This window comes from Oleiagrimonas sp. C23AA (genome assembly GCF_011759385.1).
In the GTDB taxonomy this organism is placed as follows: domain Bacteria; phylum Pseudomonadota; class Gammaproteobacteria; order Xanthomonadales; family Rhodanobacteraceae; genus Oleiagrimonas.
This window is the reverse complement of sequence record NZ_JAARLY010000003.1, coordinates 425,826-450,410: the sequence shown is the minus strand read 5'-3', so window position 1 is coordinate 450,410 and position 24,585 is coordinate 425,826. Positions and strand designations below refer to the sequence as shown.

The window sequence follows — 24,585 nt, the reverse complement described above, 5'->3', positions numbered from 1 at the left end:
CCCGGGCGAGGGCCGACGCACGCTGTGCCCGCCCTCGCCCACCACGCCGTTTGCGGGCATGCTCAATGCCCCGCCTCCTGGAGCACGGCTCATGAGCATCGACGTTTCGCCTTTCCGGGTCGCCCCTGACCACGCGGTGCAGCTGCGCGAACGGCCGACGCAGGTCGAGGCGCTCTACGACCACAAGTCCGACTACCAGACGCATCTGGCCGAACATGTGCAGCGACTGTCGGATCGGCAGAACCTGCTCTACGCGCACAACCGCTACGCCCTGCTGCTGATTTTTCAGGCCATGGATGCGGCCGGCAAGGACGGCGCCATCAAGCACGTGATGTCCGGCGTCAATCCGCAGGGCTGCCAGGTTTTCAGCTTCAAGCATCCCAGCGCCCGCGAGCTGGAGCACGATTTTCTGTGGCGCACCACGCAATGCCTGCCCGAGCGCGGGCGCATCGGCATCTTCAACCGCTCCTACTACGAGGAAGTGCTGATCGCGCGCGTGCACCCGGACATTCTGCACGGCGAGGCACTGCCGCATGAGGTACTGCAGGATGCCGCGTTCTGGGAGCATCGCTACGCTTCCATCAATCAGCATGAGCAGCACCTGCACCGCAATGGCACGCGGGTGGTGAAGTTTTTCCTGCACCTGTCGCCCGAGGAGCAGCGCCAGCGCTTTCTTGCCCGTCTGGATGACCCGTCCAAGAACTGGAAATTCAGCCGCGATGACATGGCCGAGCGCGTCTACTGGGACGACTACATGCGCGCCTACGAGGCCTGTCTGTCGGCCACATCCAGCGCCCACGCGCCGTGGTACGTGGTCCCTGCCGACGACAAGCGCAACGCCCGGCTGATCATCTCCGAGGTGATCGTGCAGACGCTGGATGCGCTGAAGATGCAGTATCCGGCGTCGTCCTTGAGCGCGAGCGATATCGACGCGATTCGCAAGGAATTGTCTGGCACCTGACGGGACCGCTATCCGCACTGACCGTGACCGTGGATGTTTCAGCGTGGCGGTCTGTTAAAAGCACGACCGCATGAATCCCGCCCGCACCAAGGCCTGTCACATCACCACCCCGCCCTATCGGGCACGGCGCAAGTGCTGTGGCGCACACCTGTATCATGGCCAGCGATGCTTGAGGCAAGGCCGACCGGCTTTTGTCTGCGTCCGACCACCAAACCAACCGGCCCGTCACCACCGAACCATGACCGACCTGTACCAGCTCACCGCGCCTGCCACCTACAGCGAAGAGATCAAGAAAAGCCGCTTTCTGGTGCATGCCCGCTCGGTGAGCACACCGGCGCAGGCGCTGGAAGTGTTGCAGGAAGTGAGTGACGCCACGGCCAATCACGATTGCTGGGCCTACCGTATCGGTCAGGACTATCGCTTCAATGACGATGGCGAACCCTCGGGCACGGCCGGCAAGCCCATTCTCGCGGCCATCGATGGTCAGCAGCTCGATGGCGTGATGGTGGTGGTGACGCGATGGTTTGGCGGCATCAAGCTGGGCGCTGGCGGGCTGATTCGAGCCTACGGCGGCACGGCGGCCGAGTGCCTGCGTCGCGCCGACAAGCAGATCGTGGTGCCGCGCGTTCGACTGGGCTTCGAGATCGGCTTTGCCGAGCTGCATGTACTCAAAGCGCGCATCGCCGACTGGGATGCGCCCATCGAGCAGGAAACCTACGGCGCGGCCGGCGTCGAGGTCACGCTGGCGCTACCGGTGCGCCATCGCGAGGCGCTGGAACAGCTGCTGGCCGACCTGTCCCGGGGTGCGGCCAGCGTGCGCGAACTCGACGCGCCCTGACGACCACCGTCAGCACACGGGCAGTTCCGGCGCCATCTGAGCACGTATGAACGCCATGTAGGCATCCTCGCCCGCCTCGCGCCGCTGTGCGGCCAGCGGCTTGATGTTGTCGGTGGCGATGTAGCGCAGGCGCTCGCTGCGATCGGTCGCGGCTTGAAAAATCACCTCGGCGACCTGCTCGGCGCTGGCATTGCCGTCGCTGCGCTCACGGGCCATGCGCGCGAACAAGGCCTGGCTGGCGGCGATGAAAGGCGCGTAGTCCGCCGGCGGCTGACCATCCGCGGCTGCCGAGGCGCTGTGCGCAGCAAAGCGTGTGCTGGTGACGCCACCGGGCTCGACGATTTTCATCGCGATGCCCACGCTTTGCAGTTCGTAGGCCATGGCTTCGGAAAAGCCTTCCAGCGCGAACTTGCTGGCGTTGTAGGCGGACATGCCCGGCAGCCCGTAGATCCCCGCGCCCGAACTGACGTTGACGATGCAGCCGCGACACTGGCTGCGCATCAGCGGCAGTACCTCGCGCATCACGTCCATCACACCGAACAGATTGACGGCGAACTGCTGTGCCATCTGCGCGCGCGTGATGCCCTCGAATACGCCGGGCAACGCGTAGCCGGCGTTGTTGACCAGCACGTCGATGCCGCCCAACTGCTGCTGCGCCTGCGCCACGGCCGCGCGGATGCTGGCGACATCGGTAACATCCAATCGCGCCAGCTGCACGCCGGCAAGCGCGGCCAGCGCCGCGCTGTCCTCCACGCGGCGCATGGTCGCCAGCACCCGCCAGCCTGCGTCGGCAAAGCGTTTGGCCGCCGCCAGGCCGAAGCCGGAGGAGCATCCGGTGATCAATACGGTCTTCATGAGTCGCCCTCGTGCTGTCTGTGGCGAGCAGACTAACCATCTTTCATGGTGGGATAATCGATTCCCCATTGCATGATTTGATGAATCACATAAAACAATGGCCACACCGACACTTTCCGAACTGCGCGCCTTTCGCACTGCGGCTGTAACGAAAAGTTTTCGTGCCGCGGCAGAACAACTGGGCGTATCGCCGTCGGCCTTCAGCCACGCCATCGCCGGACTGGAGCGCCAACTGGGTGTGCGCCTGTTCAACCGCACCACACGCAGCGTCGCGCTGACCGAGGCCGGTCGCCAATTCTTGCTGCGCATCGAGCCGGCCCTGGACGCACTGGGTGAAGCCGTGGAAAGCGTGAACCGCCATCGCGACACACCGGCGGGCGTGCTGCGCATCAACGCCTCCGAGGGTGGCGCGCAGCGCCTGATGCCATGGGTAACCGGCTTCATGGCGCGCTATCCGGACATGCAGGTGGAACTGGCGGCCGATGGCCGGCTGGTCGATATCGTCGCCGAAGGCTTCGACGCTGGCGTGCGCACCCCCGACACCATCGCGCAAGACATGATTGCACTGCCGCTGGGCCTGCCCGAACGCTATGCGGTGGTGGCCAGTCCCGGTTACGCGGCGCAACACGGGTTGCCCGACACGCCACAGGCACTTCACCAGCACACCTGCATTCGTGTGCGCCTGCCCAGCGGAGTGCTATTTCCGTGGGAATTCGAGCGCCAGGGGCAAACGATACGCGTGGACCCACCCAGCCGGCTGCGCGTGGGCGCCCCATCGCTGGCCATGGATGCGGCGCTGGCCGGGCACGGCGTGGCTTACCTGATCGAGCGCTCGATCGCCAGGCCGTTGGCCGACGGCGCACTTGTGTCGTGCCTTGAGGACTGGAGCCCACCCTTTGCCGGCGTGGCGCTGTATTACCCGCGCCAACGCCTGCAATCGGCGGGCTTGCGCGCCTTTATCGACTACCTCAAAGAACACCCGGCCATTGAAAGCGCGGCGTCGACACCCCACGCTTGAGGCGTCAACGCGCCGGTGACAGTCCGGCCCAGGGAGTTCCGATGCCTTCTTCCGATGCCACCAAGCGTGGCAAACGTCCTTCCTCGCGCCACATCGGCGCACTGCGCGGCCTGTGGCCGTACCTGAAACCGCACAAGGCGCTGGCGCTGGGATGGATCATCTTCCTGGCCATTTCATCCGGCGCCGTGCTGGTGCTCCCCGTCGCCGTGCGACACATGATCGATCGCGGCTTTGCCGGTGCCGATCCTGCCATCATCAACCGCACCTTTGCCGCGCTGTTCGCGGTGGCACTGGTGTTGGCGATCACCAGCGCGGCGCGCTATTTCTGTATCACCCTGCTGGGTGAGCGCGCACTGGCCTCGCTGCGCCGAGCGCTTTACAGCCATTTGATCCGACTGGATGTCGGTTTTTACGAAAAAACCCGCGTCGGCGAGCTGATTTCGCGCCTGGGCACCGATACCGAGCTGGTGCAGACGGTGGTCGGCTCGGGCATTTCCATGGCCTTGCGCAGCGCGGTACGGCTGGTCGGCGCCACGGTGTTGATGGTGATCACCAGCCCGAGCTTGGCCGGGCTGGCGGCGCTGGTGATTCCGGTGGTGCTGCTGCCGATATTGGTATTTGGCAAGCGTGTGCAGCGGCTCTCGCGGCACAGTCAGGACCGCCTGGCCGACGCCTCGGCCGTGGCCAACGAAACCCTTAATGCCGCTACCGCGGTAAAGGCCTACGCCCGCGAGGGCCAGGAAAGCCGCCGCTACGGCGAAGCCATCATCGCCGCGCTGGCCACCGCACGGCGTCGCATCGGCATGCGCGCGCTGCTGACCGCGGCGGTGATCACGCTGGTGTTTGGCGCCATCACGCTGGTGTTGTGGGCCGGCGCGCACCAGGTGCTGGAAGGTGAGCTGGGCGCTGGCGTGTTGAGCCAGTTCGTGCTGTACGCCATTTTCGCCGCCAGTGCCGTGGGTACCTTGAGCGAGGTCTGGGGCAGCGTGCTGCGCGCGGCCGGCGCCATGGAGCGCATCAACGAGTTGATGGCCGAGCAGCCGCAGATTGCCGACCCGGCCCAGCCCAAGTCACTGCCACGTCCGGTGCGTGGCGAGGTCCATTTCGACGATGTGCGCTTCCACTACCCGACACGACCGGATACGGCAGCACTGGATGGCTTCCATCTGCATGTGAATCCGGGCGAGACGGTAGCTCTGGTGGGCCCGTCCGGTGCCGGCAAGAGCACCGTGTTCAACCTGCTGCTGCGCTTTTACGACCCCGAGAGCGGGCGCATCAGCGTGGATGGCGAAGATCTTCGCGCGTTGACGCTGCCGGAACTGCGTGGGGCGATTGCGCTGGTGCCGCAGGAAACGGTGATCTTCGGTGGCAGCGCGGCCGACAACATTCGCTTTGGCCGCGAAGATGCCAGCGATGCGGAAGTGCGCGAAGCGGCTCGCGCGGCCGAGGCCGACGAATTTCTTTCCGCACTGGCCGAAGGTTACGACTCGCCGCTGGGCGAGCGCGGGGTGCGTCTTTCCGGCGGTCAGCGCCAACGCATTGCGATTGCCCGCGCGATTTTGCGCGATGCGCCGCTGCTGCTGCTGGACGAGGCCACCTCGGCGCTGGACGCGCAATCGGAGGCGGCCATCCAGCAGGCACTGGAGCGACTGGAAAAGGGCCGCACCACGCTGGTCATTGCCCATCGTCTGGCCACCGTGCAACGCGCCGATCGCATCGTGGTGATGGATGCCGGACGCATTGTCGCCCAGGGCACGCACGAGACGCTGCTGGCCGAAGGCGGCCTGTACGCCGAGCTGGCGCGCCTGCAGTTTGCCGCCTGATCGCCGCGACTAGACGGGCGGCGCCACCGGCACCGAAACCGGGCGCTGCAACAGCTCGACCATGCGACGCACCCTCTCTACGTCGGTGCGGGTGCGCTCGCCATCCAGCGCATCGATGAATGGATGCGGCGCGCGCGTGGGTGCGCTGATGGCGCCGCGCGCCGAGGCATGAAACTGGCTGGCGCCAGTGACCTGGCGCAACTGTTCCAGGTTGCCCTCGACCACGCCGCTGCCAGGCATCACCACGATGCGATCCCCGGCCTGCTCGATCAGCCCGGCAATGGTGGCGGCGCCATCAATGGCCGTGGCACGCCCACCCGAGGTCAGTACACGCTCGCAGCCCAGCTCGATCAGCGCCTGCAGCGAGGCAGAAAGATCACTGCTGACATCAAAGGCGCGGTGAAAGGTGACGCCCAGCGGCCCGGCCGCCTCGATCAGGGTGCGCATGACCGCCATGTCGACCGCGCCATCGGCATCCAATGCGCCCAGCACCACGCCATCACAGCCAAGCACGCGACATTGCGCGATGTCGCGGCACATCACTTCCACTTCCGGCTCGCTGAACACGAAGTCGCCGGTGCGCGGACGAATCAGCACGTAGAGCGGAATGCGCAGCGAATCCCGGCTGACGGCAATGCTGCCGTACGACGGCGTCAGTCCGCCGCCATCCAGACCGCCGCACAGCTCCACACGCATGGCCCCGCCATCCTGGGCCGCCAGCGCCGATAGCAGCGAATCGGCGGCCACTTCCAGGCCGGCCGGTAGCGTTTCGCTCATGTTGTCTCCTTGTGATAAAGGCTGGCACTGGGCAATACCCGGTCCTGCTTGCCGGCATCGCAGATGGCGTAACGAAAGCCGTGCTGGATGGCGAAGCCGCCGACCTCGCCGTGCTTGTTCATGGCCAGGAAGCCTACCTGGATATCGCGGGTGAGCTTGGGCTTGCGTTTGACGATGCGCATCACTGCCTCGTGGCAGGCCTCGGTCGGGCTGCGGCCGTGACGCATCAGTTCGACCACGGTGAAACTGCCGACATTGCGGATCACTTCCTCGCCCACGCCGGTGGAGGTGGCGCCACCGACCTCGTTGTCCACGTACAGGCCCGCACCGATGATCGGGCTGTCGCCAACGCGCCCGCGCATTTTCCAGGCCATGCCGCTGGTGGTGCAGCAGCCGGCCATGTCGCCGTTGGCATCCAGCGCCAGCATGCCGATGGTGTCGTGGTTGGTCTTGCCGCCGGGCAGATGGTGCGCCTCGTGGTAGGCGCGGTTCTCGATATTGGCCTCGGGCCGGTAATCGGAGGTTTTCAGCCACGACTTCCAGGCTTTTTCGGCCGCCGGCGTGAGCAGGTTGGTCTTCTTGAAGCCCTGTTCCAATGCAAATTGCAACGCGCCCTCACCGACCAGCATCACGTGCGGCGTCTTTTCCATCACCGCGCGAGCGACCGAGCTGGCATGCACGATGTGCTCCAGCGCTGCGACCGAGCCGCAATTGCCCAGGTGATCCATGATGCAGGCATCCAGCGTGACGTGCCCATCGCGATCCGGATAGCCGCCCAGGCCAACGGTCGGATTGTCCGGGTCGGCCTCGGGCACGTGGACGCCTTGTTCCACCGCATCCAGCGCACGGCCGCCGCCGGCCAGCACCTGCCACGCGGCGCGGTTGGCGGCAACGCCAAAATCCCAGGTCGACACCACACGGGCCGCGCCATGCGTCAGCGCCGGAATACCGCTGCGCGCCTGCGCCGGTACCAGCCGCCCGGCCAGCGCCGTGGCGGTGACACCCAGCGCGGCCGTTTTCAGGAAATGGCGACGATCGCCCATGCATTGACTCCCCTTGAATGCGTGACCGGCACGCCCCGCGCATGCCCTTCGGAATCGAGTATAGGCGGCCTTGAAGCGCCACGCGCGCCGCGCCACGCGAACCGTTAAGGCGGGAAACGGCACCCCTGCCATCAGTCATGGCTGGACATTTGAAATCCTGGTGTTATAGTTCACTACAACACCACTCAACCACGCCACTACGGAGGCGACCATGAAAGCGCGCAATCTGATGGCCATGACCATTTCGGCCCTGATGTTCACTGCCACGCTTGGCCTGTTCCAGGCGGGCTCCCTCAACCTTGAACAGAGCATCGACCCCACCGCCAGCGTGATCGACAACCTGCCGGTGACCAACCTGCCCGGCATCATCGTCACGCCCAGCGCCGAGGACCTGCTCGATGCCGGTGTGGCCACGGTCACCAACCTGGCTCCGGTCGTGGTCACGCCACGTGACAACCTGGCGGCGGGCGGCGGCGAACGGGCAGTCGGCGCCAGCCTGTACATGCCCTACTATGCGTTCGGTACCCGTGTTGGAACCATCGGCAAGGAATAACTCATGACCATCACCTGGAATGACAACGTCCCGATCTATCGCCAGCTGCGCGAACGCGTGGTGGCGATGATCCTGGACGGGGCCTTGAACGAAGGCGACGCCTTGCCTTCGGTACGCCAAGTGGCGGCTGAGTACCAGATCAACCCGCTCACCGTCTCCAAGGCCTATCAGGAGCTGGTGGACGATCAATTGGTGGAGAAACGGAGGGGATTGGGCATGTTCGTGACCGACGGAGCGCGTGAGGCGCTGCTGGAATCGGAGCGCAAGCGATTCTTGCGCGAGGAATGGCCGGCGTTGTTCGCACGCATCGAACGCCTGGGCCTGAACCTTGAAACGCTGATCCGCGCCGCGCGCGGCAAGCAGGAGCCCTCGGCATGAGCACGGTGATCGACGCACGCGACCTGACCAAGGAATACAAGTCCACGCTGGCGCTGGATGCGGCCAACTTCCAGATTGAATCGGGCCGCATCGTGGGTCTGATCGGCCCCAACGGCGCCGGCAAGACCACCGCGCTCAAGGCCATTCTCGGCCTGACCGATTTCGAGGGCGAGCTGTCGGTGCTGGGCATGGACCCGCGCCACCATCGCGACCGCCTGATGCGCGAAGTGTGTTTCATCGCCGATGTGGCGGTACTGCCGCGCTGGATGCGCGTCAGCGAGGCCATCGACTTTGTCGAAGCGGTGCATCCGCGCTTCAACCGCGCCCGCTGCGAGCACTTCCTGGCCCGCACCAAGCTGACGCCTTCGCAGAAGGTCAAGCAGATGTCCAAGGGCATGATCGTGCAGCTGCACCTGGCGCTGGTGATGGCCATCGATGCCCGCCTGCTGGTGCTGGACGAACCCACGCTGGGTCTGGACATTCTCTATCGCAAGCAGTTCTACCAGACCCTGCTGGAGGACTACTTCGACGAGAACAAGACCATCATCGTCACCACCCACCAGGTCGAGGAGATCGAACACATCCTCACCGACCTGATGTTCATCCGTGACGGCCAGATTGTGCTCAACACCAATATGGATGACATGGGAGAGCGCTTCGTCGAGCTTATGACCAGCGCCGAGCACGCCGATGCCGCACGCGCCCTGGGGCCGCTGGACGAGCGCCATGTGTTCGGCAAATGCGTCTTCCTGTTCGACGGTGTCAGCCGTGAGCAACTTGAACCACTCGGCGAACTGCGCCGCCCATCGGTCAGCGACCTGTTCGTCGCCACCATGAAGGGGACCTACGAATGAAAACCTTCTCCTGGTTGATCAAACGCGAATTCTGGGAGCATCGCGGCTCCTTCTTCTGGGCCCCGGTGATCACCGCCTGCGTGATGCTGGCGCTGAACCTGATGGGCATCATCACCGGCGAGGTATTCCTGCGCGGTCATCCCAGCGTGATGGTCGACGGCACCCATCTGGACATGATCGGCCACTATCTGACTGCCGAGCAGCTGCGCCAGGTCGGTGCCGGACTGGACATGAGCATGCTCTCGGTCACCGGCGTGCTGAGCACGATCATGGCCATTGTGGTGTTCTTCTACTGCCTGGGCGCGCTGTATGACGACCGCCGTGACCGCAGCATCCTGTTCTGGAAATCGCTGCCGATCTCCGATCGCGACACGGTGCTGTCCAAGGTGATCTCGGCCACGGTGCTGGTGCCGGTCATCACCATCGTGGTGGGCATCCTGGCCGGACTGTCGATGCTGGTCATGGTGGCCATTACCGCCACCTTCCATGGCGCCAATCTGTGGACCATGCTGTGGACCGCGCCGCATCCGTTCCAGATGATCGCGCACCTGCTGGCGATGATCCCGCTGATCTTCCTGTGGGCGCTGCCGACCATCGGCTGGCTGCTGCTTTGCTCGGCCGCGGCGCGCTCCAAGCCGTTCCTGTGGGCCCTGGCCGTGCCAGTGGGCGCCGGCATCATCGTCAGCTGGTTCAGCCTGATGGGCGTGTTCAACCTGAGCTCGACCTGGTTCTGGCAGCACATCGTGGCGCGCATGCTGCTGTCGGTATTCCCGGGCGGCTGGATGGCCTACGATCCGTCGATCTTCCAGCACACCGAATCGCCCATGGCCCTGTACGACTCGCTGAGTCTGGGCCACATGTACGCCAGCCTGGTGCAACCGGAATTCTGGGTCGGCGCCATTGCAGGCATTGCCATGATCACCCTGGCCATCTTCATGCGCGGCCATCGCGACGACAGCTGAGCACCAGTGGCTTGAAACAAAAAAGGCCCGCCGTGATGGCGGGCCTTTTTCGTTGTACATGAGTGCGAGCGATCAGCTCTTGATGCCGCCCTTGGTCAGCTCGGTCGGGTCGAGCAGCTTGGACAGCTCTTCCTTGGAAAGGCCAGTGGTCTCCAGCGCCACGTCCATGATCGGACGCTTTTCCTTGTAGGCCTGCTTGGCAGTGGCCGCGCCCTTCTCGTAGCCGATCACCGGATTGAGTGCGGTGACCAGGATCGGGTTCTTGTCCAGCGCGTTCTTGATATTGTCCTTGTTGACCTTGAACGTGGCGATGGCCTTGTCGGCCATCAGGCGCGAGATGTTGGACAGGATTTCGATCGACTGCAGCAGGTTGTAGGCGATCACCGGCAGCATCACATTGAGCTGGAAGTTGCCGGCCTGGCCACCCACGGTGATGGTGGCGTCATTGCCGATCACCTGCGCGGCGGCCATGGCGGCAGCTTCGGGAATCACCGGATTGACCTTGCCCGGCATGATCGAGGAACCGGGTTGCAGCGCTTCCAGCTCGATCTCGCCCAGGCCCGCCAGCGGACCGGAATTCATCCAGCGCAGATCGTTGGCGATCTTCATCAGCGACACGGCGTAGGTCTTGAGCGCGCCGGACAACTCGACAGCAGCGTCCTGCGAGGAAATACCCTCGAAGTAATTCTCGGACGACTCGAACTTCACCTTGGTCATTTTCTTGAGCTCGGCCGCCACCGACGGGCCGATCTTCGGATCGGCGTTGATGCCGGTACCGACGGCGCTGCCACCCAGCGGCAGGCGACGCATGCGCTTCAAGGCATCCTCGACGCGCTCGATGGCCGAACCGACCTGCGCCGACCAGCCGGAAAGCTCCTGGCCGAAGGTCACCGGCATGGCGTCCATCAGGTGCGTGCGGCCGGTCTTGGCCACGTTGGCCAGCTGGCGCGCGCGCTTGTCGATGGCCTTCTTGAAGTGCTTGAGCGCCGGCAGCAGCTGCTCGCTCGCCGTCAGCGTGGCCGAGACGTGGATCGCCGTCGGGATCACGTCGTTGGAGCTCTGCCCGTAGTTGACGTGGTCGTTCGGGTGCACCTTGGCGGACGCGGCCAGATGCGCGATCACCTCGTTGGCATTCATGTTCGAACTGGTGCCCGAACCGGTCTGGAACACGTCGATCGGGAAGTGCGCGTCGACCTCGCCGGCAGCGACCTTGTCGGCGGCCTTGCGGATGGCCTCGGCCTGGGTCTTCTTCAGATGGCCCAGCTTGGCATTGGCTTCGGCGGCGGCCGCCTTGATCAGGCCCAGCGCGCGAATGAACTGGCGCGGCATGGTCAGGCCCGACACCGGGAAGTTGTTCACGGCGCGCTGCGTCTGTGCGCCGTACAGCGCATCGGCAGGCACCTGCAGCTCGCCCATGCTGTCGCGCTCTGTACGAAACTTGCTCATGCTGACTCCGAAGATGTGGGGGTTAAGAGATGTTCCGCATGCGCGGAAGCGGCAGCCATTATAGAGCGCTGCCGGCGCTTGCGAGCGAAGCGGCGGCGTTTGCGGCTAAAATACGCCGCTTGTCCCACGCCCCAGGAACGTTCCCGATGTCGCTCGACGCGCTGACCGCCCTCTCGCCGCTGGATGGCCGCTACGCCAGCAAGGCCGAACCGCTGCGCTCCATCTTCAGCGAATACGGTCTGATGCATCGCCGTGTGCAGGTGGAAATTGCCTGGCTGCTGGCGCTGGCCGCCGAAAGCGGCATCGAGGAGCTGCCGGCCTTCGGCGAGGCACAAGCCGAAACCCTGCGCGCCATCGCCGCTGATTTTTCCGTCGACGACGGGCGCCGCGTGAAGGCCATCGAGGCCACCACCAATCACGACGTCAAGGCCATCGAGTACTTCATCAAGGAGCGCATCGGTGCCGACGAGACGTTGGCCAAGGCCAAGGAGTTCGTGCATTTCGCCTGCACCAGCGAAGACATCAACAACCTTTCGTATGCGTTGATGCTGCGCGATGCGCGCGACCAGGTATTGGTGCCGGAGCTGGATGGCATCATCGCCACGCTGCGCCTGCTGGCGCACGAACACGCCGGCCTGGCGATGCTTTCGCGCACGCATGGCCAGACCGCCTCGCCGACCACACTGGGCAAGGAAATCGCCAATGTGGTCGCTCGCCTGGAACGCCAGCGTGCACAGCTGGTGGCGGTGGAGATTCCCGGCAAGATCAACGGCGCCGTGGGCAACTTCAACGCGCATACCGTGGCCTATCCGGAAGTGGACTGGCGCGGTTTTTCCAAGCGTTTCATCGAGAGCCTGGCGCTCAGCCCCAACGCCTACACCACGCAGATCGAGCCGCATGACGGCGTGGCCGAATTCTGCGACGTGATCCGCCGCGTCAACATCATCCTGATAGACCTGGCGCGCGATGTCTGGGGCTACATCTCGCTGGGTTACTTCAAGCAGGCGCTGAAGGAAGGCGAAGTCGGCTCCTCGACCATGCCGCACAAGGTCAATCCGATCGATTTCGAAAACGCCGAGGGCAACTTCGGTATCGCCAACGCCCTGCTCGGCCATTTCTCCGAAAAGCTGCCGATCAGCCGCTGGCAGCGCGACCTGACCGACTCCACCGTGCTGCGCGCGCTGGGCACCGCGTTCGGTCACGGTCTGGTCGGCTTCAACTCGCTGGCCAAGGGCCTGGGCAAGCTGTCGGTGAACCCGCAGCGTCTGGCCGGCGACCTGGATGCCGCCTGGGAAGTGCTGGCCGAGGCCGTGCAGACGGTCATGCGCCGCTACGGCCTGCCCAACCCCTACGAGCAGCTGAAAGCGCTGACCCGCGGCCACGGCATCACCGAACAGAGCATGCGCCAGTTCATCACCTCGCTGGAATTGCCGGACGAGGCCAAGCAGCGCCTGCTGGCCCTGACGCCGGCCAGCTATGTCGGTGACGCACAAGCGCTGGCGCACGACATCTGACGCCATCGTTTTCAAAACGCCGCGAGCCCCAGGGCCGCGGCGTTTTCCGTGTGGACGGACACTTGGCTTGCGTCGTCACGAATTTTTAATTTTTTTGCCCGCAACACGTCGCATTCGCCGTTTGCACCGTTACAATACGCTCCATGGCTAATCGCCCCGCATCCCCCATGCCGCCTCCCATCGAAGTTGACGCCCAACCCGGCCTGCCGCTGGGCATGACGCCGCAGGCATTTTTGCGCGATTACTGGCAAAAGCAGCCGCTGCTGATTCGCGGCGCATTCGCCAACTTTGAAGCGCCGTTGAGCCCGGATGACCTGGGCGGCCTGTCGCTGGAAGAATCCGCGCTCTCGCGCCTGATCGTGCACGATCCCGAAGCCGACACCTGGCAAGTGCGCTCAGGCCCGTTCGACGAGGCCACCTTCGAGCAGCTGCCGGAAGATCACTGGACGCTGCTGGTGCAGGACGTGGACAAGTGGGACGCCGATGTCGCGCAGATGCTGGCCGATTTCCGTTTCCTGCCCGGCTGGCGCGTGGACGACATCATGATCAGCTACGCCGAGGATGGCGGCGGTGTCGGTGCCCATGTCGACCAGTACGACGTGTTCCTGCTGCAGGGGCTGGGCCAGCGCCGCTGGGCCATCGACGCCTCGCCCAACCCGCCGCTGGAATGTCGCGATGATGTGGAACTGAAGCTCTTGCGCCAGTTCAACGCCACGCACAGCTGGACGCTTGACACCGGCGACATGCTCTACCTGCCGCCGGGCGTGCCGCACGATGGCGTCGGCATCGGTCAGGGCATGACCTTCTCGGTGGGCATGCGCGCTCCGGCGCGTGCCGAGTTGCTGCTCGATGCCAGCGAATACCTGGCCGAGCACATGGACGAGGCCGACCGTTACACCGACCCGGACCTGGCACCGGCCGAGCGCGCGGGCGAAATCGACGCCGCCGCGCTGGACCGTGTCGCGCGCAGCCTGGGCCCGATGGCCGAGGCCATGGGCCGCGAACGCATGGCCGACTGGTTTGGCCGCTTCATCACCCGCTACCGCAGCGCCCAGTTTGCCGCGCCGCCGCCGCAGCCGATCAGCATCGAGAGCCTCTCGACGGCTCTGGATCAGGGGGCGGCGCTGTTGCGTCATCCTTGGTCGCGCCTGGCCTGGTGCCAAACCGAATCGGGCGCCACCCTGTTTGCTGGCGGGCACGCCATGGCCTGCCCGCCCGAACTGGCGCAAGCACTGTGCGGCGATACTCCGTTGCAGGCCGCCATCGCCCCCGGCCGACGCGAACGCGAGGTGCTGACCGCACTGGTCAACGAAGGCCATCTGGCGCTGGAGCAGGCGCACTGATGGCCTCGCGCGATTTCACCGTGCAGGTGGCCGACTGGGATCGCGATCGCGAGGCCCTTCGGCATGTGCGCACGGTGGTCTTTGTCGATGAACAACAGGTGCCGGTCGAAGAAGAGTGGGATGCTCTCGATCCCGAGTGCGAGCATGTGCTGGCGCGCGATGCCGATGGCACACCAATCGGCACCGGCCGGCTGACCCCCGAACACAAGATCGGCCGCATGGCGGTACTCAAAGCCTGGCGAGGTCGCGGCGTGGGCACGGTGATGCTCAAGCGCCTGATTGAACGGGCCCGCACGCTGGGCTGGCCGGAAGTTCACCTGCACGCGCAGGTCAGCGCGCTGGGCTTTTATCAGGCCCATGGCTTCAGCGTCTGCGGTGACACCTTTGTCGAGGCCGGCATCACGCACAAGCCGATGCGGCTGGCGCTCAATGCGCCCTCGGAAAGCGACACCCCGCAAGCGCTGTCCACGCGCAGCCGCGAAGAAGTGCGCGATGTCTACGCACAGTTGATCACCCAGGCCCGACGCAGCATCTGCGTGCACAGTGAGGCACTGGAGCCGGGCATCCTGGACAGCGACGCCGCGCTTACCGCAGTGCGGCGGCTGGCCACGGGCGGGCGCAATCATCGCGTGCGCGTGCTCCTGGCCGACACCGAGCGCCCTACGCGCGATGATCACCGGCTGCTGGCACTGGCCCAGCGCCTGCCCAGCGCCATTGAGCTGCGCGTACTGTGCGAGGACGCCGACCGGGCCTATCCGTCGGCCTTTCTGCTCAATGATGCCGGCGGTTATCTGGTACGGCCGCTGGCCACGCGCTTTGATGGGCGCGGTTCCACCCTTGGCGCGTCCGAACATGCGCGCCTGCAACGCTATTTTGAACAAGTATGGGAACGTGCCCAGCCGGCCACCGCCTGGCGCGCACTGGATATTTAGCCCATGCGCCCCAACGCCAAGGGTCAGGCCCTTAAGAACATGTACCCAGCCTTTAGTCCAAACCTTGCCGCGGCTCGGCCGCTACCCGGTATAATTGACGGGTTTTTGAGCTGCAGCGGCAAACCCATTCAAACCGGCGCGCCGCTGCGCGCCCATTCGTGTTTTTCGGTGGTGACGTGAGCGAAAACCTGATCCGCAAGTTTTTCGAGTCCTCCCAGCTCGCAGGCGGCAATGCCGATTATGTCGAGTCGGTTTACGAGGCCTGGCTGGACAACCCCGAATCGGTGCCCGAGCAGTGGCGCCGGTATTTCGACCAGCTGCCCAGTGCCGGCCGCGTCGACATGCCCCATTCGCAGGCCATCGCCCGCATCGAAGCAGCGCAAAAGCAACGCCCCGGCGCCGCTGCCGCCGCTCCGGTCAGTGATGCGCATGCCCGCAAGCAGGCCGGCGTGCTGCGCCTTTTGACCGCGTATCGTTCGCGCGGCCACCTGGGCGCCGATCTGGACCCGTTGGGCCTGGCCGAGAAGCACACCCCGCCGGATCTGGACCTGCCCTTCCATGGCCTGTCCGAAAAGGATCTGGACACCGAATTTGATACCGGCACCTACGGTGGTGACAGCCGCCTGAAGCTGCGCGAGCTGTGGACGCGCCTTAAGGCGACCTACACGCGCACCATCGGCGCCGAGTTCATGCACATCAGCGACCACGAGCAACGTCGCTGGATCTACTCGCGCCTGGAAAAGGCCGCCGGTGATCCGGGCCTGAACACCGACGAACGCCTGCGCGTGCTCGAGCGCCTGACCGCCGCCGAAGGCCTGGAGCGCTATCTGCACACCCGTTACGTGGGCCAGAAGCGCTTCTCGCTGGAAGGTGGCGACAGCCTCATTCCCATGCTCGACGAAGTGATCCGCCGCGGCGGTGAGCGCGGCATGCGCGAGCTGGTCATCGGCATGGCCCATCGCGGCCGCCTCAACGTGCTGGTGAACACCCTCGGCAAGCCGCCACTGCAGCTGTTCGACGAGTTCGAGGGCAAGTTCGAGCATCCCAACGATCCCGAGCGCACGGGCGACGTGAAGTACCACATGGGCTTCTCGGCCGACGTCAAGACCGGTGACAACACCGTGCATCTGGCGCTGGCCTTCAACCCGTCGCATCTGGAGATTGTCGACCCGGTGGTGGTCGGTTCGGTGCGCGCGCGCCAGACGCGCCGCCATGACGACGACCACGAGCGCATCATGCCGCTGCTGATCCACGGCGACGCCGCCTTCGCCGGCCAGGGCGTGGTGTTCGAGACGCTGCAGATGTCGCAGGCGCGCGGCTTTGCCGTCGGCGGCACCATCCACGTGGTGATCAACAACCAGGTCGGCTTTACCACCTCGAACCCGCACGACGCGCGCTCGACCATGTACTGCACCGACGTGGCCAAGATGGTCAACGCGCCGGTGTTCCATGTGAATGGCGACGATCCGGAAGCGGTGTTGCAGGTGACGCGTCTGGCCTACGAGTTCCGCCAGACCTTCAAGAAGGACGTGGTCATCGACCTGGTCTGCTACCGCCGCAACGGCCACAACGAGGCCGACGAGCCGGCGGCGACGCAGCCGCTGATGTACCAGGTGATCCGCAAGCGCCCGACCACCCGCGCGCTGTATGCCGAGCGCCTGCAGGAAGCCAAGGTCATCGACAGCGACAAGGCGCAGGCCGTGGTCGACGCCTATCGCAAGCAGCTGGAAGAAGGCAAGCCGGTCGCCGAGATCGACGCCGATGCACGTGGCGGCACCACCTTCGAGTGGTCCAACCACCTGGAAGGCAGCCTCGACGAGAAGGTCGACACCGCGCTGGACCGCAAGACCATGTCCAAGCTGCTGGACGTGATCCTGAAGACGCCCGAAGACTTCACCCTGCATTCGCGTGTGAAGAAGATCTACGAGACGCGCGCGGCCATGGCCGCCGGCGACCAGCCGTGCGACTGGGGCTTTGCCGAGAACCTGGCCTACGCCGGCCTGATCGGCGAAGGCTACGGCCTGCGCATGGTCGGCCAGGATTCGGGCCGCGGCACCTTCTTCCATCGCCATGCCGTGCTGCACGACCAGAAGACCGGTCGCACCGCCCTGCCGCTGGCCGACGTCGACCCCGAACAGAGCGTTGCGGTCATCGACTCGCTGCTCAGCGAGGAAGGCGTGATGGGCTTCGAGTACGGCTATGCCACCGCCGACCCGAACACGCTGGTGATCTGGGAAGGCCAGTTCGGCGACTTTGCCAACGGCGCCCAGGTGGTCATTGACCAATTCATCAGCGCCGGCGAGGCCAAGTGGGGCCGCAAGTGCGGTCTGGCGCTGTTCCTGCCGCACGGCTACGAGGGCCAGGGTCCGGAGCATTCCTCCGCGCGCCTGGAGCGCTATCTGCAGCTGTGCGCGCTCAACAACATGCAGGTATGCGTGCCGACCACCCCGGCGCAGGCCTTCCACATGATCCGCCGGCAGATGCTGCGCAAGGTGCGCAAGCCGTTGATCGTGATGACGCCCAAGTCGCTGCTGCGCCACAAGCTGGCCGTGTCCAGCCTGGACGAGCTGGCCAATGGCACGTTCCAGAACGTGATTCCCGACAGCCGCATCAAGACCGACAAGAAGGTCAAGCGCATGGTGCTGTGCTCGGGCCGTGTCTACTACGACCTGTTCGAGCAGGCCGAGAAGGACGGCATTGACGATGTCGCCATTGTCCGCGTCGAGCAGCTGTATCCGTTCCCGCGCGAACTGGTGAAGGCCGAACTTGCCAAGTACGGTAGCGCCAAGGAAGTGATCTGGTGTCAGGAAGAGCCCATGAATCAGGGCGCCTGGTTCCAGATTCGTCATCACCTGCAAGCCTGCGTCGAGGACAAGTATGCGCTGTCCTACGCCGGTCGTGCCCGCTCGCCGGCTCCGGCCTGCGGTCACTTTGCCGAGCACGTGGCCGAACAGAAGGCCCTGCTCGAGCAGGCGCTGACGGCCCCGATCGACAACGGCCACGCGGCCGAATAACCCCATTCCACGCTTAATCGCTCAAAGCCAAGACTCAACAGGACCCACTCATGGCCATCGAAGTCAAAGTCCCGGTACTCCCCGAATCGGTATCCGACGCCACCATCGCCACCTGGCACAAGAAGGCCGGCGACGCGGTCAGCCGCGACGAGAACCTGGTGGATCTGGAAACCGACAAGGTGGTGCTGGAAGTGCCCAGCCCGGTTGACGGCGTGATCAAGGAAATCATCCACGACGAAGGCGACACGGTCGAAGGCGAGCAGGTCATCGCCCTGATCGAGGAAGGCGCCGCCGCGGCTCCGTCCAAGAGCGAGGACAAGGCCGAGGCCAAAAGCGACGACCAGGCCGATGACAAGGGCAAGGACGACAGCGCCAAGTCCGCGGCCAAGAGCGGCTCCAAGGAAGCGCCCAAGGGCGCCGACGAGCTTTCCCCGGCCGGCCGTCGCGTGGCCACCGAGGAAGGTATCGACCCGAGCAAGGTGGAAGGCACCGGCCGCGGCGGCCGCGTGACCAAGGAAGACCTGGTCAACCACGGCAAGGGCGGCGCCAAGAGCAGCGCCCCGGCGCCGGCCACGCCGGGCGAGCGTCCGGAAGAGCGCGTGCCGATGACGCGCATCCGCAAGCGCATCGCCGAGCGTCTGATGCAGTCCAAGGACTCCATCGCCATGCTCACCTCCTTCAACGAGGTGAACCTGGCCGAGGTGGCCAAGGTACGCAAGACCTTCGGCGAGCAGTTCCTGAAGGAAAACGACGTCAAGCTCGGCTACATGAGCTTCTTCGTCAAGGCCGTGTGCGAAGCGCTCAAGCGCCGTCCGGTGGTCAACGCCTCGGTCGACGGTGACGACATCGTCTATCACGGCTACCAGGACGTCTCCATTGCCGTATCCACCGACAAGGGCCTGGTCACGCCGGTGCTGCGCGATGCGCAGAACATGAGCTTCGCCGACATCGAGGCGGCCATCGTCGACTACGCCAAGCGCGCCCGCGCCGGCAAGCTGACCCTGGACGACCTGCAGGGCGGCACCTTCACCGTGACCAACGGCGGCACCTTCGGTTCGCTGCTGTCCACGCCGATCGTCAACCCGCCGCAGAGCGCCATCCTGGGCATGCACACCATCAAGCAGCGTCCGGTGGTGGCCGACAATGGCGAGATCGTCGCCGCGCCGATGATGTACATCGCGCTGTCCTACGATCACCGCATCATCGACGGCAAGGATGCGGTGCTGTTCCTGGTCGATATCAAGGACCAGCTGGAAAACCCGCACCGCATGCTGCTGGGCATGTAAGGCCCGCTCCGGAAACGGGCGCCCAGGGCGCCCGTTTCAACGTCTGAGAGACGCCCTTGCATTCCCCTACCAGAATCTAGAGGTACATCATGAGCGACAAGTTCGACGTCATTGTCATTGGCGGTGGCCCCGCCGGTTACCACGCTGCCATCCGCGCCGCGCAGCTGGGTCTGAAGACCGCCTGCGTCGATGCCTGGACCGGCAAGGACGGCAAGCAGGCCCTGGGTGGCACCTGCCTCAACGTGGGCTGCATCCCGTCCAAGGCGCTGCTCGATTCCTCCAAGCAGTTCTACAACCTGACCCAGCACTTTGACGTGCACGGCATCTCGGTGAAGGAGCCCACGATCGACGTCAAGACCATGATTGGTCGCAAGGACAAGATCGTGAAGCAGTTCACCGGCGGCGTGGCCATGCTGTTCAAGGCCAACAAGGTGGCTTCGTACTTCGGCAAGGGCAAGCTGCTCAAGGGCAACAAGGTCGAAGTCACCGACAACGACGGCAACAGCCAGACCATCGAGGCGGCCAACGTGATCCTGGCCACCGGCTCGGTGCCGGTGGAGCTGCCGTTCGCCAAGTTCGACGGCAAGCACATCATCGACAACGCCGGCGCCCTGGATGTCAACGACGTGCCCAAGCGCCTGGGCGTGATCGGTGCCGGTGTGATCGGTCTGGAGCTGGGCAGCGTGTGGAAGCGCCTGGGCGCCGAAGTGACCGTGCTCGAAGCCCTGCCCGACTTCCTGGCCGCCGCCGACAAGGACATCTCCAAGGCCGCTGCCAAGGAGTTCAAGAAGCAGGGTCTGGATATCAAGCTGGGCGCCAAGGTCTCCAAGGCCGAGGTCAAGAAGAACGCGGTCGAGCTGACCTACGAAGACAAGGACGGCGAGCACAACCTGACCGTCGACAAGCTGCTGGTGGCCGTGGGCCGTCGCGCCTACACCGAACAGCTGCTGGGCGACGACACCGGTGTGAAGACCGACGATCGCGGCCGCATCGAAGTGGATGACCACTGCTGGACCGGCGTCGATGGCGTCTGGGCCGTGGGTGACTGCGTGCGCGGCCCGATGCTGGCGCACAAGGGCTTCGAGGAAGGCATCGCCGTCGCCGAGCTGATTGCCGGCAAGCCCGGCCACGTCGATTACGACACCATTCCGTGGGTGATCTACACCGAGCCGGAAATCGCCTGGGCCGGCAAGACCGAGCAGCAGTGCAAGGACGCCGGCATCCCCTACAAGACCGGTTCCTTCCCGTTCGCCGCCGTCGGTCGTGCCGTGGCCATGAACGAGCCGGCCGGCATGGTGAAGGTGATTGCCCATGCCGAGACCGATCGCATCCTGGGTGTGCACATGGTCGGCGCCAACGTCTCCGAGCTGATTGCCGAAGCCGTGGTGGCGATGGAGTTCAAGGGCTCGGCCGAGGATCTGGCGCGCATCATGCACGCCCATCCGACCCTGTCCGAGGCCGTGCACGAGGCCGCCATGGCGGTCGACAAGCGCGCCATCCACCGCGCCAACTGATCCTGCACCGCCCTCTCCATGGCTGCCACCCCGATCCGCGACGTCGCCGACACCGCACACTGGATCGCGGCCTACCGGGCCATGGAGACGGCGCGGCCGGATGCATTGTTCAACGATCCGTTCGCCGAGCGTCTGGCCGGCGAACGCGGCCACGCCATCGTGCGCCACATGCCTGGCGGCGCACGCATGGCCTGGCCGCTGATCGTACGCACCGCGGTCATCGATGAGCTGGTCACCGACGCCGTGCGAAACGGCGCCGGTACTGTGCTGAATCTCGCCGCCGGCTTCGATACCCGTCCCTACCGCCTGCCGCTGCCCTCGACGCTGCGCTGGCTGCACGCCGACCAACCTACGCTGATCGAGCGTTATCGCGCCGGCATGCTTGGCGAGGTGCCCCGCTGCTCCCTGCAACTGGTCGAAACCGACCTGCGCCAGGCTCGGGCACGACGCCAGCTGTTCGAGCGTGCCGCGATGCAGGGGCCGGTGCTGGTCATCACCGAAGGCCTGTTGGTCTATCTGCCCGATGATCAGGTCGCCGCGCTGGCGGCCGATCTGCACGACATCGCGCAGGCGCGCTGGTGGATCACCGATCTGGTCTCGCCGCGCCTTCTGAAAATGCTCAAGCGTCGCTGGGGTCAGCAGCTGAAGGCCGGCAATGCACCCATGCAGTTTGCGCCGGCCGCCGGTACCGCCTTCTTCGATGCCTACGGCTGGCGCGAGGGTGAGTTTCGTTCCACCTGGGATGAGGCCCGGCGTCTGAACCGCACCATGAAGGGTGCCGCGTTCTGGCAGTTTCTCTCGCGCCTGCAAAGCCCGCAGAGTCGCCAGCGCCAACGCCGCATGTCCGGCATCGTGCGCCTGGACGCGGCCTGAAACCTCTCTAGCGACACGAGGTAAAAAGCATGTCTACGCCGAACCAAGCGTTCCGCGCTTTTCGCATCCATCGTGACGATGACGGCCATCGCGCCGGCCTGGAATCGCTGACGCTGGATGAGCTGTCTCCCGGCGAGGTGGTGATCCGCGCCGCCTACTCGTCGGTCAATTACAAGGACGCCCTGGCCGGCACCGGCACGGGCAAGATCCTGCGTCGCTTCCCGCTGGTCGGCGGCATCGACGTGGCCGGCCACGTGGTCGCCTCCAGCGATGCCAGCTTCAAGGAAGGCGACGCCGTGCTGTGTACCGGCAGCGGTCTGTCCGAAACCCGCGACGGCGGTTACAGCCAGTACGTGCGCTTGCCGGCCGAATGGACCATTCCGCTGCCGGCCGGGCTGAGCCTGCGCGAATCGATGATCCTGGGCACCGCCGGCTTTACGGCCGCGCTGGGTCTGCTGCGCATGCGCGATAACCGTCAGACGCCGGAGATGGGGCCACTGGCCGTTACCGGCGCCACCGGTGGCGTCGGCATGCTGGCGGTGGATATCTATAGCCGCGCCGGCTTCGAAGTGCATGCCATCAGCGGCAAGCCCGAGCGTTTTGACTGGCTGCTTCAGATCGGCGCCAGTCAGTGCATCGACCGCCATCAGCTGGACTTCGACGACAAGCCCATGGCCTCGGCCCAGTTCGGTGGCGCATTGGACAACGTCGGTGGGCGTATGCTGGCCGGCCTGCTGGCGCGCATCGCGCCGTACGGCAACGTCGCCAACTGCGGCCTGGTTGGTGACACCGCCCTGCCGACCACGGTGATGCCCTTCATCATCCGCGGCGTCAGCCTGCTCGGCGTGGCCTCGGCCGGCACCGCGCGCGACATTCGTGACGAGGTCTGGGCGCACTTGGCCGACGACTGGAAGCCACAGCATCTGGAACGCATATGTACCCAGGAAGTGGACATCGATGGCCTTGCCGGGTGTTTTGATGGCATGCTCAAGGGACAGTCGTTTGGGCGCACGCTGGTGGCGTTCGATTCGGCCAACAACGACTAACAAGCTTCAAATAAAAATCATAATTCACTGATTCAAAAACGTTTTGCCCTGGCTTGGATGGCGCGCGGCAGACACGTAGAATCTTCCGAGATTGATTTCGATAGGACATCATCCATGGCGCGTATCCTGATCGTCGACGATTCGCCCTCGCAGCTGCTGGGCATCAAGCGCATTGTCGAGAAACTGGGCCACGAGGCCCTGACCGCCGAAGACGGCGCGGCCGGCGTCGACATGGCGCGGCGCGAAAAGCCCGACCTCATCCTGATGGACGTGGTCATGCCCAACCTCAACGGTTTCCAGGCCACGCGCACCATCAACAAGGACACCGAGACGGCGCATATCCCGGTGGTGCTGGTCACCACCAAGGATCAGGACACCGATCGGGTGTGGGGGCTTCGTCAGGGTGCCAAGGCCTATGTCACCAAGCCGGTGAAGGAAGACGAACTCTCGGCCACACTGGGGCAACTGCTGCCAGCGTAAGCGATTCGGCGGTACCTGCCGACACGAAAACGGGGCCCTGCGGCCCCGTTTTCGTTTCCATGAAGACCAGCGCAGGCGCCGGATTGCATCAGGCGCGCGGGTCGTACTGGCTGAACACGTCGCGCAGTTTTTCAAACGCCTTGCGTTCCTTGTCCGACGCCACCTCCGGCACCTGTACGGCCAGCGTGACAATCTGGTCACCGGCCACCCTGCCGGGCATACCGCGACCTTTCAGGCGCAGCTTGCGCCCCGTCTGCGAACCGGCCGGAATGTTGAGCTCGACGGTGCCGCCCAGGGTTGGCACCGGCACCTTGCCACCCAACGCCGCTTCCCAGGGCGCGATGTTCAACGTGTGCAGCACGTTGCGGCCGTCCAGTGCGAACTTGGGGTGCTCGCGGATACCGATTTCCAGCAGCAGGTCGCCAGCCGGCGCGCCCTGCATGCCGGGGCTGCCCTGCCCGGCCAGGCGAATGGTCTGCCCCGGCAGGATACCGGCCGGAATCTTCACTTCCAGCACGCGCTCGCCGCCATGGCTGTCGGCCAGAGAGACGCGGGTGCGGCCACCGGAATAAGCCGTGCCAAGATCAATCTGGATTCGCGCCTGGGTGTCGCGGCCACGGGCCGGACCGCGCGATCCTCGCGCCCGACCGGCGCCGAACAGGCTTTCAAAGAAGTCGCTGAAGTCGCCACCGCCGCCAAAATCAAAGCCGGCCGCACCGGGACCGGCGCTACCCTGCTGGCCCCAACCCGGCGGCGGTCGGAACTGGTCGCCACCGCGGAAGCCACCGGCGCGAAGTTCGTCATAGGCACGCCGACGTTCCGGGTCCTTCAGCGCCTCGTAGGCTTCGCTGACGGCCTTGAACTTGTCTTCGGCCCCGGCCTCCTTGTTGCGGTCGGGATGATATTTGCGCGCCAGCTTGCGGTAGGCGGTCTTGATGTCGGCATCGCTGGCGTCGTTGCTGACACCCAGCGTGTCGTAGTAATCCTTAAATTCCATGCTCACCCCTTGCGCAGATACGCTGATTATCGCCGCTTGGCCGCTTCTCACAAAGCATGCGGCCCACGGCAGGTGATC

General features: G+C 65.1%; 22 protein-coding genes. 17 read left to right on the top strand and 5 right to left on the bottom strand.

Annotation, left to right across the window (positions count from 1 at the left end):
- Positions 1–91 precede the first annotated feature (91 nt).
- Complete coding sequence (locus tag HBF24_RS07625; protein ID WP_167171237.1) at positions 92–961, top strand: ADP-polyphosphate phosphotransferase; 870 nt, start codon at positions 92–94, stop codon at positions 959–961.
- Positions 962–1,199: 238 nt separating this feature from the next.
- Positions 1,200–1,799, top strand: a complete 600-nt coding sequence (locus HBF24_RS07620) for a YigZ family protein (protein WP_167171234.1) — start codon at positions 1,200–1,202, stop codon at positions 1,797–1,799.
- A gap of 9 nt (positions 1,800–1,808) precedes the next feature.
- On the opposite strand, the gene HBF24_RS07615 is transcribed toward HBF24_RS07620, so the two are convergent.
- Positions 1,809–2,654, bottom strand: coding sequence for an SDR family oxidoreductase (locus tag HBF24_RS07615; RefSeq protein WP_206064228.1), 846 nt, complete (start codon positions 2,652–2,654; stop codon positions 1,809–1,811).
- A gap of 97 nt (positions 2,655–2,751) precedes the next feature.
- On the opposite strand from HBF24_RS07615, the gene HBF24_RS07610 reads away from it, so the two are divergent.
- Together HBF24_RS07610 and HBF24_RS07605 are read left to right on the top strand one after the other, a co-directional pair.
- On the top strand, positions 2,752–3,672 hold the full coding sequence (locus tag HBF24_RS07610) for a LysR family transcriptional regulator (RefSeq protein ID WP_167171229.1): 921 nt from the start codon (positions 2,752–2,754) through the stop codon (positions 3,670–3,672).
- A gap of 41 nt (positions 3,673–3,713) precedes the next feature.
- On the top strand, positions 3,714–5,495 hold the full coding sequence (locus HBF24_RS07605) for an ABC transporter transmembrane domain-containing protein (protein ID WP_167171226.1): 1,782 nt from the start codon (positions 3,714–3,716) through the stop codon (positions 5,493–5,495).
- A gap of 9 nt (positions 5,496–5,504) precedes the next feature.
- Here HBF24_RS07605 and HBF24_RS07600 read toward each other — a convergent pair whose 3' ends face one another.
- Together HBF24_RS07600 and HBF24_RS07595 are read right to left on the bottom strand one after the other, a co-directional pair.
- Positions 5,505–6,272, bottom strand: a complete 768-nt coding sequence (locus HBF24_RS07600; protein WP_167171223.1) for a copper homeostasis protein CutC — start codon at positions 6,270–6,272, stop codon at positions 5,505–5,507.
- Positions 6,269–7,315 carry a N(4)-(beta-N-acetylglucosaminyl)-L-asparaginase gene (locus HBF24_RS07595; protein ID WP_167171220.1) on the bottom strand — a complete coding sequence of 349 codons (1,047 nt, stop codon included), beginning with the start codon at positions 7,313–7,315 and terminating at the stop codon, positions 6,269–6,271. The genes HBF24_RS07600 and HBF24_RS07595 overlap by 4 nt, the downstream gene beginning before the upstream one ends.
- 211 nt (positions 7,316–7,526) lie before the next feature.
- On the opposite strand from HBF24_RS07595, the gene HBF24_RS07590 reads away from it, so the two are divergent.
- From HBF24_RS07590 to HBF24_RS07575, 4 genes are read left to right on the top strand one after another with little or no spacing between them, the layout of a single operon-like run.
- Entirely contained in the window at positions 7,527–7,868 is a 342-nt protein-coding gene (locus HBF24_RS07590) for a hypothetical protein (RefSeq protein ID WP_167171218.1), read from the top strand.
- A 3-nt stretch (positions 7,869–7,871) separates the two neighbouring features.
- Entirely contained in the window at positions 7,872–8,246 is a 375-nt protein-coding gene (locus tag HBF24_RS07585; protein ID WP_167171215.1) for a GntR family transcriptional regulator, read from the top strand.
- Positions 8,243–9,100: an ABC transporter ATP-binding protein gene (locus HBF24_RS07580; protein ID WP_167171212.1), complete on the top strand. Its 858-nt coding sequence runs from the start codon at positions 8,243–8,245 to the stop codon at positions 9,098–9,100. Before HBF24_RS07585 ends, HBF24_RS07580 begins: the two co-directional genes overlap by 4 nt.
- Complete coding sequence (locus HBF24_RS07575; RefSeq protein ID WP_167171209.1) at positions 9,097–10,062, top strand: hypothetical protein; 966 nt, start codon at positions 9,097–9,099, stop codon at positions 10,060–10,062. Before HBF24_RS07580 ends, HBF24_RS07575 begins: the two co-directional genes overlap by 4 nt.
- Before the next feature lie 72 nt (positions 10,063–10,134).
- Here HBF24_RS07575 and HBF24_RS07570 read toward each other — a convergent pair whose 3' ends face one another.
- The gene (locus HBF24_RS07570) at positions 10,135–11,508 is read right to left on the bottom strand and encodes a class II fumarate hydratase (protein ID WP_167171206.1); all 1,374 of its coding nucleotides are present in this window, start codon (positions 11,506–11,508) and stop codon (positions 10,135–10,137) included.
- 146 nt (positions 11,509–11,654) lie between these two features.
- Between HBF24_RS07570 and purB the strand changes: the two genes are divergently transcribed.
- The 9 genes from purB (at position 11,655) to HBF24_RS07525 (ending at position 23,510) form a co-directional block, all read left to right on the top strand.
- Positions 11,655–13,022 (top strand): adenylosuccinate lyase, encoded by a 1,368-nt coding sequence (gene purB / locus HBF24_RS07565; RefSeq protein ID WP_167171203.1) that lies wholly within the window; start codon positions 11,655–11,657, stop codon positions 13,020–13,022.
- A gap of 167 nt (positions 13,023–13,189) precedes the next feature.
- Positions 13,190–14,365 carry a cupin domain-containing protein gene (locus tag HBF24_RS07560; protein ID WP_240922281.1) on the top strand — a complete coding sequence of 392 codons (1,176 nt, stop codon included), beginning with the start codon at positions 13,190–13,192 and terminating at the stop codon, positions 14,363–14,365.
- Positions 14,365–15,297 carry a GNAT family N-acetyltransferase gene (locus HBF24_RS07555; RefSeq protein ID WP_167171198.1) on the top strand — a complete coding sequence of 311 codons (933 nt, stop codon included), beginning with the start codon at positions 14,365–14,367 and terminating at the stop codon, positions 15,295–15,297. Before HBF24_RS07560 ends, HBF24_RS07555 begins: the two co-directional genes overlap by 1 nt.
- Before the next feature lie 176 nt (positions 15,298–15,473).
- Positions 15,474–18,311, top strand: coding sequence for a 2-oxoglutarate dehydrogenase E1 component (locus HBF24_RS07550; RefSeq protein ID WP_167171195.1), 2,838 nt, complete (start codon positions 15,474–15,476; stop codon positions 18,309–18,311).
- Positions 18,312–18,361: 50 nt separating this feature from the next.
- The gene (gene odhB, locus HBF24_RS07545) at positions 18,362–19,597 is read left to right on the top strand and encodes a 2-oxoglutarate dehydrogenase complex dihydrolipoyllysine-residue succinyltransferase (RefSeq protein ID WP_167171192.1); all 1,236 of its coding nucleotides are present in this window, start codon (positions 18,362–18,364) and stop codon (positions 19,595–19,597) included.
- Positions 19,598–19,686: 89 nt separating this feature from the next.
- Positions 19,687–21,111: a dihydrolipoyl dehydrogenase gene (gene lpdA, locus HBF24_RS07540; RefSeq protein ID WP_167171189.1), complete on the top strand. Its 1,425-nt coding sequence runs from the start codon at positions 19,687–19,689 to the stop codon at positions 21,109–21,111.
- A gap of 18 nt (positions 21,112–21,129) precedes the next feature.
- Positions 21,130–21,984 (top strand): SAM-dependent methyltransferase, encoded by an 855-nt coding sequence (locus HBF24_RS07535; protein WP_167171186.1) that lies wholly within the window; start codon positions 21,130–21,132, stop codon positions 21,982–21,984.
- 29 nt (positions 21,985–22,013) lie between these two features.
- Positions 22,014–23,030 (top strand): oxidoreductase, encoded by a 1,017-nt coding sequence (locus tag HBF24_RS07530; protein ID WP_167171184.1) that lies wholly within the window; start codon positions 22,014–22,016, stop codon positions 23,028–23,030.
- A gap of 114 nt (positions 23,031–23,144) precedes the next feature.
- Positions 23,145–23,510, top strand: coding sequence for a response regulator (locus HBF24_RS07525; RefSeq protein WP_167171181.1), 366 nt, complete (start codon positions 23,145–23,147; stop codon positions 23,508–23,510).
- Positions 23,511–23,598: 88 nt separating this feature from the next.
- Here HBF24_RS07525 and HBF24_RS07520 read toward each other — a convergent pair whose 3' ends face one another.
- Entirely contained in the window at positions 23,599–24,507 is a 909-nt protein-coding gene (locus HBF24_RS07520) for a DnaJ C-terminal domain-containing protein (RefSeq protein ID WP_167171178.1), read from the bottom strand.
- Positions 24,508–24,585: the final 78 nt, after the last annotated feature.

Bases quoted from the DNA above. Each gene is read 5' to 3' on its own strand.
- HBF24_RS07625 (WP_167171237.1), top strand. From the start codon at position 92: ATGAGCATCGACGTTTCGCCTTTCCGGGTCGCCCCTGACCACGCGGTG.
- HBF24_RS07620 (WP_167171234.1), top strand. From the start codon at position 1,200: ATGACCGACCTGTACCAGCTCACCGCGCCTGCCACCTACAGCGAAGAG.
- HBF24_RS07615 (WP_206064228.1), bottom strand. From the start codon at position 2,654: ATGAAGACCGTATTGATCACCGGATGCTCCTCCGGCTTCGGCCTGGCG.
- HBF24_RS07610 (WP_167171229.1), top strand. From the start codon at position 2,752: ATGGCCACACCGACACTTTCCGAACTGCGCGCCTTTCGCACTGCGGCT.
- HBF24_RS07605 (WP_167171226.1), top strand. From the start codon at position 3,714: ATGCCTTCTTCCGATGCCACCAAGCGTGGCAAACGTCCTTCCTCGCGC.
- HBF24_RS07600 (WP_167171223.1), bottom strand. From the start codon at position 6,272: ATGAGCGAAACGCTACCGGCCGGCCTGGAAGTGGCCGCCGATTCGCTG.
- HBF24_RS07595 (WP_167171220.1), bottom strand. From the start codon at position 7,315: ATGGGCGATCGTCGCCATTTCCTGAAAACGGCCGCGCTGGGTGTCACC.
- HBF24_RS07590 (WP_167171218.1), top strand. From the start codon at position 7,527: ATGAAAGCGCGCAATCTGATGGCCATGACCATTTCGGCCCTGATGTTC.
- HBF24_RS07585 (WP_167171215.1), top strand. From the start codon at position 7,872: ATGACCATCACCTGGAATGACAACGTCCCGATCTATCGCCAGCTGCGC.
- HBF24_RS07580 (WP_167171212.1), top strand. From the start codon at position 8,243: ATGAGCACGGTGATCGACGCACGCGACCTGACCAAGGAATACAAGTCC.
- HBF24_RS07575 (WP_167171209.1), top strand. From the start codon at position 9,097: ATGAAAACCTTCTCCTGGTTGATCAAACGCGAATTCTGGGAGCATCGC.
- HBF24_RS07570 (WP_167171206.1), bottom strand. From the start codon at position 11,508: ATGAGCAAGTTTCGTACAGAGCGCGACAGCATGGGCGAGCTGCAGGTG.
- purB (WP_167171203.1), top strand. From the start codon at position 11,655: ATGTCGCTCGACGCGCTGACCGCCCTCTCGCCGCTGGATGGCCGCTAC.
- HBF24_RS07560 (WP_240922281.1), top strand. From the start codon at position 13,190: ATGCCGCCTCCCATCGAAGTTGACGCCCAACCCGGCCTGCCGCTGGGC.
- HBF24_RS07555 (WP_167171198.1), top strand. From the start codon at position 14,365: ATGGCCTCGCGCGATTTCACCGTGCAGGTGGCCGACTGGGATCGCGAT.
- odhB (WP_167171192.1), top strand. From the start codon at position 18,362: ATGGCCATCGAAGTCAAAGTCCCGGTACTCCCCGAATCGGTATCCGAC.
- lpdA (WP_167171189.1), top strand. From the start codon at position 19,687: ATGAGCGACAAGTTCGACGTCATTGTCATTGGCGGTGGCCCCGCCGGT.
- HBF24_RS07535 (WP_167171186.1), top strand. From the start codon at position 21,130: ATGGCTGCCACCCCGATCCGCGACGTCGCCGACACCGCACACTGGATC.
- HBF24_RS07530 (WP_167171184.1), top strand. From the start codon at position 22,014: ATGTCTACGCCGAACCAAGCGTTCCGCGCTTTTCGCATCCATCGTGAC.
- HBF24_RS07525 (WP_167171181.1), top strand. From the start codon at position 23,145: ATGGCGCGTATCCTGATCGTCGACGATTCGCCCTCGCAGCTGCTGGGC.
- HBF24_RS07520 (WP_167171178.1), bottom strand. From the start codon at position 24,507: ATGGAATTTAAGGATTACTACGACACGCTGGGTGTCAGCAACGACGCC.